The sequence below is a fragment of the Mesorhizobium sp. M7A.F.Ca.CA.004.06.1.1 genome, from assembly GCF_003999135.1.
GTDB lineage: Bacteria > Pseudomonadota > Alphaproteobacteria > Rhizobiales > Rhizobiaceae > Mesorhizobium.
In genome coordinates this window covers 1-6,240 of sequence record NZ_RZPQ01000327.1, presented here as the reverse complement: position 1 = coordinate 6,240, position 6,240 = coordinate 1, and the positions used below count along the sequence as shown (strand labels likewise).

Below are 6,240 nucleotides of genomic sequence, written 5' to 3'. Positions count from 1 at the left end.
GCTTATCGCTGAGCGCCTCAGAACGCTGGATGGACCGCTCGCCGGCTACCTGAGAGCGTCCTCGACGGTCGTCGCGATCCATTGTTCGACGGTGAGGCCGACGTCGCCCGCATGAACTGCCGCCGCGGCCGCCACGGAGGGAGGTAGCGGTACGTCGTAGATGATGTCCTGGATGCTGTTGGCTGCAAGCACTTGACGCGTAACGTTGTCGGCGAATTGTCTCACTCTTTCGAGCTTCTCCTCGTGGCTGCCGTCGGTACTGGCCGACACGGCCGGACAGTAGAGCGCGATAAGGTAGTTGATCGTATCGTCGCTGGACATTCCGTGCTCCCGCAGAAGCTGGATTGCCGTCTGCAACTGGGCGGGCTGGTCAAGCGTGAGCCCTTTAGGAACGAATCCCGTGACCTCGCCCTCTAGCGGGGAAACGTGGAGGTCGGCCGCGGACGGGCACTGCAGTTCTTGGGCATAAAGCCGCGCTGGAACCGCGACGAGCGCGACGTAAGCGGTCACCACAGCAACGACCAGGTTACAGGATTTCATGGCCATCTCTCCTGGAGAGGGAGTAAAGGGAGCGAAACGCATAGAGCACCCGCCATCGCCGACGTGTTTCCCCGGCAAAACGCTTGAAGACGGTGAACAAATGTGCCTGCGCCTGGAAGCCGACGCTCAGTGCGACCTCGACCAGTGAGTATGTGTTTTCGGCGAGCACGACCTTGGCGTGATGGGTCCGCCTGCGCACCACATACTCGTGCGGACGAAGATCGGTTGCCGTCCGAAACTGGGCTGCAGAATACATCCTGCTCAGGCCCGCTTGAGCCGCGAGATTACCAAGGCTGATCGTGTCAGCAATGTGGTCTTCGACATATAAGGCCCGCTTCAGCCGCCATTTCACCAGGGCATTTCCTGGGGTATGCGCGTTTTGGGTAACGCACAGTCCGAGCCAACGGGCGGCGACCGCAAGCCTGATCACGTCATCGTAGATGCCTCTAGACATGGGTTCGGGGTTATCAGTCGCAGGCGTATTGTCGAACATGCACGGCCCCTTGTGTCTCATTCCGCATAGGCCGGGCCGGCTGCGCTCGTCGTGGGGATCGTCGATCCTTTCCCCAGATGCGACAGCAGTAGGACTGCTCAACACGCCGAAATGACGGTCCGGTTACCCCGGTGAATCTGAACGTCACCCGTGCTCGGCTCAATTCGTACAATCGTCTTGCAACATGTACCCTCGCTTAGGATTCCCATGCTTTGGATTTAGACAACCTGCCGATGCGGTCCGCGAAGCCTTCCTGCGGCCAAGCGTCTGGCGCTCGGACGTCCGCGGTCGAGGCGCCAAGCCAACGTCGGAAGAGCGAGCGGAGGTCGCTCCGGTCAGCGGCTTCATGTTCGAAGCCAGCGCCCCGGTTCTTACTCGTCGTGCGCCAAGCTCTTCGCGCGCGGCTTCGCCATATCGATCGGCTCGGCTTGCAGCACGATCGGGCAGGACGCGCCCTGTTACACCTGAACTGCTCGATTCCTGGCTTCGCATGCTGAGCCTGATGGAGCGCCCGGACCAGGTTCCGGCCCTGGCCCCGGCCTACCAGCGCGAAATTCTCTTCCACGTGCTGAAGGGGCCACTCGGCTGGATGCTGCGGGATATGGCGACCCCAGATACCACGCTTTCAGGGGTCGGCATCGCCATTCAGTGGCTCAGGGAAACTTCGCCAAGCCGCGCCAGTTGTACGTTTGTTCGCAAAATCCACTCCTCTTGCGCAACATGACAAGAGTAAGTTTCGCCTCTGCCGTCCCATCGGCTGGGATGCCTTTGCCGATCTCATCTAGAGCGAGAAGCTTCCCTCGCTTTTCCGCCCGTTCCAGCTGTGCAGAGCCATTCCACTGGCTCGCATCCTGGCAATAGAGTTTCTCTCAACGCGCAGTGTGCATGATCGCATCTGGGGGCGTGGGACGTTTCGAGGGGAACACGATCTGGCATTTGAAGTTTGCTCATAACGCAGCGTCTGCTTTGACGAGTTTCGCCTGCGCAAGCCTTGCGCCTGTCATCATCTGGATCAAGGCTCGCGTGAGAAGAATGTCTCCGATAGCGACGAAGATCGCGAAAGCTTCTCGCAAGGGCTTGACTGTGGCGTCGGCGCTGGCGCACCGGCGGAAGTCTGCTGTCCCGGCTTCGTACCGGTCGCTGCTCACGCCAACTGTGGCTAAGCCCGACGTCCCATCCGCTCTTCACGCCGTTCAGCATCGAACGCCTGCCTTCCCTTCGCATTCCATAGGTTGCGCGCATGCTCGCCTTCATCGCTCTGCAGCTTGGCGGCGATCCGAAGCAACGCGCCGTAGATGGTAGCGCGATCGTCGTTGGTCAGATCAACGATGCCCGCCTTGACGACGAGACCGCCAAGTTCGATGAGCTGCCGTGTGCGCTTGCGACGCTCGACCTGCCAGGTGCGCATATCATGCCGAGCCAGAGCCGCCTGCCGGCGATTGTGGGCCGCCCGGTTGCGCTGGAGTGCCGCGAGGGTTGCGCTGAGATGCCGGAGCAGTTCGCCGGGAGCCGCTCTCGAAAAACATCACCCCACGCTTGGCCCATGCCTCACGCTTTGCGGTCTCTTTCGTCTCGGCGATTGCAACCAGTGCGCCGGCCAGTTCGTCGGTGCTGAGCTGGTCGGCGCCGGTGGCGATCACCAGCTCTCCAAGCTGCTGGACCTTTCTGGTTCTGAGCTCTCGCGCCTTGTCTTCCAGCGCCTTCAGTTCCGCATCGTAGTCGCGTGGCTTGCGCATCTGCTGTCTCCATCATCTCCATTGATTGTCGATGCAGCGATGATAGGCGAGCGTCTGCCGGATGGCTTCAGGGTTGCCGAGACGGCTCGGGACGCGCCGGTCCATCCCGAGAATTTTTCGAGGGAGGGCGCGCTTATACGTCGTGCCGACGTACGCTTTGCCGTGCAAATGATCTGCTCGCGATGGCGATCTATCATCTTCACGTCAAGATCATTGGCCGCAAGGCAGGCAGCAGCGCGTTGGCTTCTGCGGCCTACCGCTCGGCTTCGAGGCTGCGCGACGGGCGTATCGAACGTACTCACGATTTCTCGGCCAAGCGCGGTGTTGTCCATTCCGAGGTGATGCTGCCTGAGGATGCTCCGGAGGCCTGGCGCGACCGCGAGAGGCTGTGGAACGATGTCGAGGCGTTCGAGGTCCGCAAGGATGCCCAGCTCGCCCGCGAGGTGGAGTTTGCGCTCCCGCGAGAACTCAGCCAGGCGCAAGGCATCGAACTGGCGCGCGACTTTGTTCAGGCTGAGTTTGTGAGCCAGGGCATGGTCGCCGATCTCAATGTGCATTGGGACAGGGCGGAGGATGGCAGCCCCAAACCGCACGCTCATGTCATGCTCACCATGCGGTCCGTGGACGAGAACGGCTTTGGCGCCAAGGTTCGAGACTGGAATGCTACCCAGCTGGTCGAGCGCTGGCGCGAGCGGTGGGCGGAGCTTGCCAATGAACGCTTGGCCGAACTCGACATCGACGCCCGCATCGATCATCGCAGTCTGGAAGCGCAGGGCATTGCCCTGGAGCCGCAAACCCAGATTGGTGCGCCAGCGCAACGCATCGAGGGCAGTGACCTTGCTGCTGGCGATAGTGAAGCAGATCGCGCCGAACTGCACCGCGAGATCGCGCGCAACAATGGTGCGCGCATCATTGCCGATCCAACCGTAGCGCTCGATGCCATCACCCATCAGCAATCGACCTTCACCCGAAAAGACATTGCGAAGTTTGCGCATCGGCACAGCGATGGAGTGGAGCAGTTCAACGCGGTAGTGGCAGCCATCGGCAACGCACCCGATCTGGTCGAACTCGGCAAGGACATGCGCGGCGAAAACCGTTTCACCACCCGGCAGATGATCGAGACCGAACAGCGCCTTCACCGCGCTGCGGAACGTATTGATTTGGACGAGCGACACGCGGTGAGTAACGCACATCGTGAGGCAGCATTGGCGCAGGCTGCGCAACGCGGGCTTGTCCTGTCAGGCGAGCAGATCGATGCACTTGCGCACATCACCGATGGCCACGGTCTTGGTGTCGTTGTCGGCTTTGCCGGAACGGGCAAGAGCGCCATGCTGGGCGTTGCGTGCCAGGCATGGGCAGCGGCGGGCTATGAGGTTCGAGGCGCCGCACTCTCCGGCATTGCCGCCGAGAATCTGGAGGGCGGTTCAGGCATTTCGTCACGCACCATCGCCAGCATGGAACATAGCTGGGGACAGGGCAGGGATCTGCTCAGCGCCCGCGATGTCCTGGTGATCGATGAGGCCGGCATGGTCGGCACGCGCCAGTTGGAGCGCGTGCTCTCCCATGCGGCGGACGTTGGCGCAAAAGTCGTCCTCGTCGGCGATCCGCAGCAATTGCAGGCAATTGAAGCCGGTGCGGCATTCCGCTCGATCCATGAGCGACATGGTGGCGTCGAAATCGGTCAGGTGCGCCGGCAGCGTGAGGACTGGCAGCGTGATGCCACGCGCGATCTTGCAACCGGCAGGATCGGCGCTGCGATCGACGCCTATGACGCGCAGGGCATGGTGCACCAAGCTGCGTCGCGCGATGAGGCACGCAGCGATCTTGTCGAGCGCTGGGATCGGGACAGGCATGCAGAGCCTGAAGCGAGCCGGATCATTCTCACCCACACAAACGACGAAGTGCGCGCGCTCAACCAGGCAGCGCGCGAGCGGATGCGCGCGGATGGAGATCTCGGCGACGAAGTTCAGGTGGATGTGGAGCGCGGTGCAAGGACCTTCGCACGCGGCGACCGGGTCATGTTCTTGCGCAACGAGCGGTCGCTCGGCGTCAAGAACGGCACGCTCGGTGTGATCGAAGAGGTCAGCGTCCAGACGATGACGGTTCAAACCGATGACGCCAGGTCTGTGCGCTTCGATCTGAAAGACTATGCCCACATCGACCACGGCTATGCCGCGACCATCCATAAGGCCCAGGGCATGACGGTCGACCGCACCCATGTGCTGGCAACGCCGGACATGGATTCGCACAGCAGCTACGTGTCCCTGTCGCGACATCGGGATGGGATGGAACTGCATTACGGCAGCGAAGACTTCGCGACCCGCGAACGACTTGTCCGCGCGCTGTCACGCGACCGCACCAAGGATATGGCGTCGGATTACGACCAGATCGACCCGGCGCAACACTATGCCGAGCGACGCGGGATCAGCTTCCGTCAGCGTGTGGTCAAGATCGTGCGCCGGATCGTTCCGGAGAAGCTTCGCGACGGGATTGAAAGGATGCTGGACGGGTTGCGCTCGCCCGGACAAGCAGAGCCCGGCCAGGACCGTGCGTACAGGCCGAAAGGGGGAGAGGTTGGAACGCAAAACGGCGATGCCGGCGCCGAACCAGGAAGGGAAGCGGGCACCAGGGGAGCGCAACGCGGAGCGGATGCGTTGTTGGACGAGGAAGCGGCGTTGCGCAGAGCTCGCACGAAGGCTCTCGTGCGCCACGCGCGAGCGCTCGATGCTATTATCAGCAACGGAAATGTGGACGGGCAGGGTAGTCCCGGGCAGATGCGCGAATTGAGGGATGCACGCAACGCGTTCGATAAGGTTCGGCCGCATGGCTGGCGCGATGCCGAAGCGGCCTATATCAAGAATCCCGAGCTGGTTCGTGAAGCGGGAGCCGGTAGCGTCAACCGTATCGTGCTCGCTCTCCAGCTTGAAAGCGAAATCCGCACCGGACCGGAAGCCGATCCGACCCGCCGGGCCGACCGTTTCGTGGAACGCTGGCAGAAGCTCCACCGGACAAGCCAGGACCAATACCAGGCTGGCGACATGTCCGGTTACAAGTCAACCCGCTCGGCCATGTCCGACATGGCCAAGAGCCTCGAGCGCGATCCGCAACTGGAATCGCTTCTTGCAAACTATAAAAAGGCGCTTGGCGTCGAAGTGGAGTCCGGCCGGCGCCTGGGCGCGGAACTCGCGTTCAGCCACGGTATTGGCATTGGGCGTGGCATGGGCATCTAAACTTATTACGAAATGGCATGTCGAGCGTGTCGTCGACGAAGGTAGTTCCCATCGACAACGACGATGATGACCATGAATGAGATGGAGTCGTCGAACTCTCCCTTGGTAAGGGAGTAGTCTATCGCTGCATACCGGCGGATTTTTCGCTGCGATATCAGGCGCTTGCTCGTTCGCCGTTTTCGGCAGTGGTGTGAGCTGGTGCACGTGTAGTGCCCGGTCCGCATCCGCTGCCGGCCTCATT

General features: G+C 61.8%; 5 protein-coding genes and 1 pseudogene. 2 read left to right on the top strand and 4 right to left on the bottom strand.

Features of this window, described 5'->3' with window-relative positions; translation table 11 throughout:
* Nucleotides 1–45: 45 nt before the first annotated feature.
* Nucleotides 46–540 carry a hypothetical protein gene (locus EN906_RS19345; protein WP_127266657.1) on the bottom strand — a complete coding sequence of 165 codons (495 nt, stop codon included), beginning with the start codon at nt 538–540 and terminating at the stop codon, nt 46–48.
* The gene (locus EN906_RS19340) at nt 527–1,033 is read right to left on the bottom strand and encodes an AraC family transcriptional regulator (protein WP_164748739.1); all 507 of its coding nucleotides are present in this window, start codon (nt 1,031–1,033) and stop codon (nt 527–529) included. The genes EN906_RS19345 and EN906_RS19340 overlap by 14 nt, the downstream gene beginning before the upstream one ends.
* Before the next feature lie 457 nt (nt 1,034–1,490).
* On the opposite strand from EN906_RS19340, the pseudogene EN906_RS39005 reads away from it, so the two are divergent.
* Nucleotides 1,491–1,694 (top strand): annotated as a pseudogene (locus EN906_RS39005) (AraC family transcriptional regulator N-terminal domain-containing protein); the annotation flags it as partial.
* Between the two features lie 498 nt (nt 1,695–2,192).
* Here EN906_RS39005 and EN906_RS19330 read toward each other — a convergent pair.
* Both EN906_RS19330 and EN906_RS19325 read right to left on the bottom strand, forming a co-directional pair.
* Nucleotides 2,193–2,441, bottom strand: a complete 249-nt coding sequence (locus tag EN906_RS19330; RefSeq protein WP_127266660.1) for a conjugal transfer protein TraD — start codon at nt 2,439–2,441, stop codon at nt 2,193–2,195.
* 1 nt (nt 2,442) lies between these two features.
* On the bottom strand, nt 2,443–2,769 hold the full coding sequence (locus EN906_RS19325) for a conjugal transfer protein TraD (protein WP_127266661.1): 327 nt from the start codon (nt 2,767–2,769) through the stop codon (nt 2,443–2,445).
* A 182-nt stretch (nt 2,770–2,951) separates the two neighbouring features.
* Between EN906_RS19325 and traA the strand changes: the two genes are divergently transcribed.
* Nucleotides 2,952–5,999 carry a Ti-type conjugative transfer relaxase TraA gene (gene traA / locus EN906_RS19320; RefSeq protein WP_127266667.1) on the top strand — a complete coding sequence of 1,016 codons (3,048 nt, stop codon included), beginning with the start codon at nt 2,952–2,954 and terminating at the stop codon, nt 5,997–5,999.
* Nucleotides 6,000–6,240: the final 241 nt, after the last annotated feature.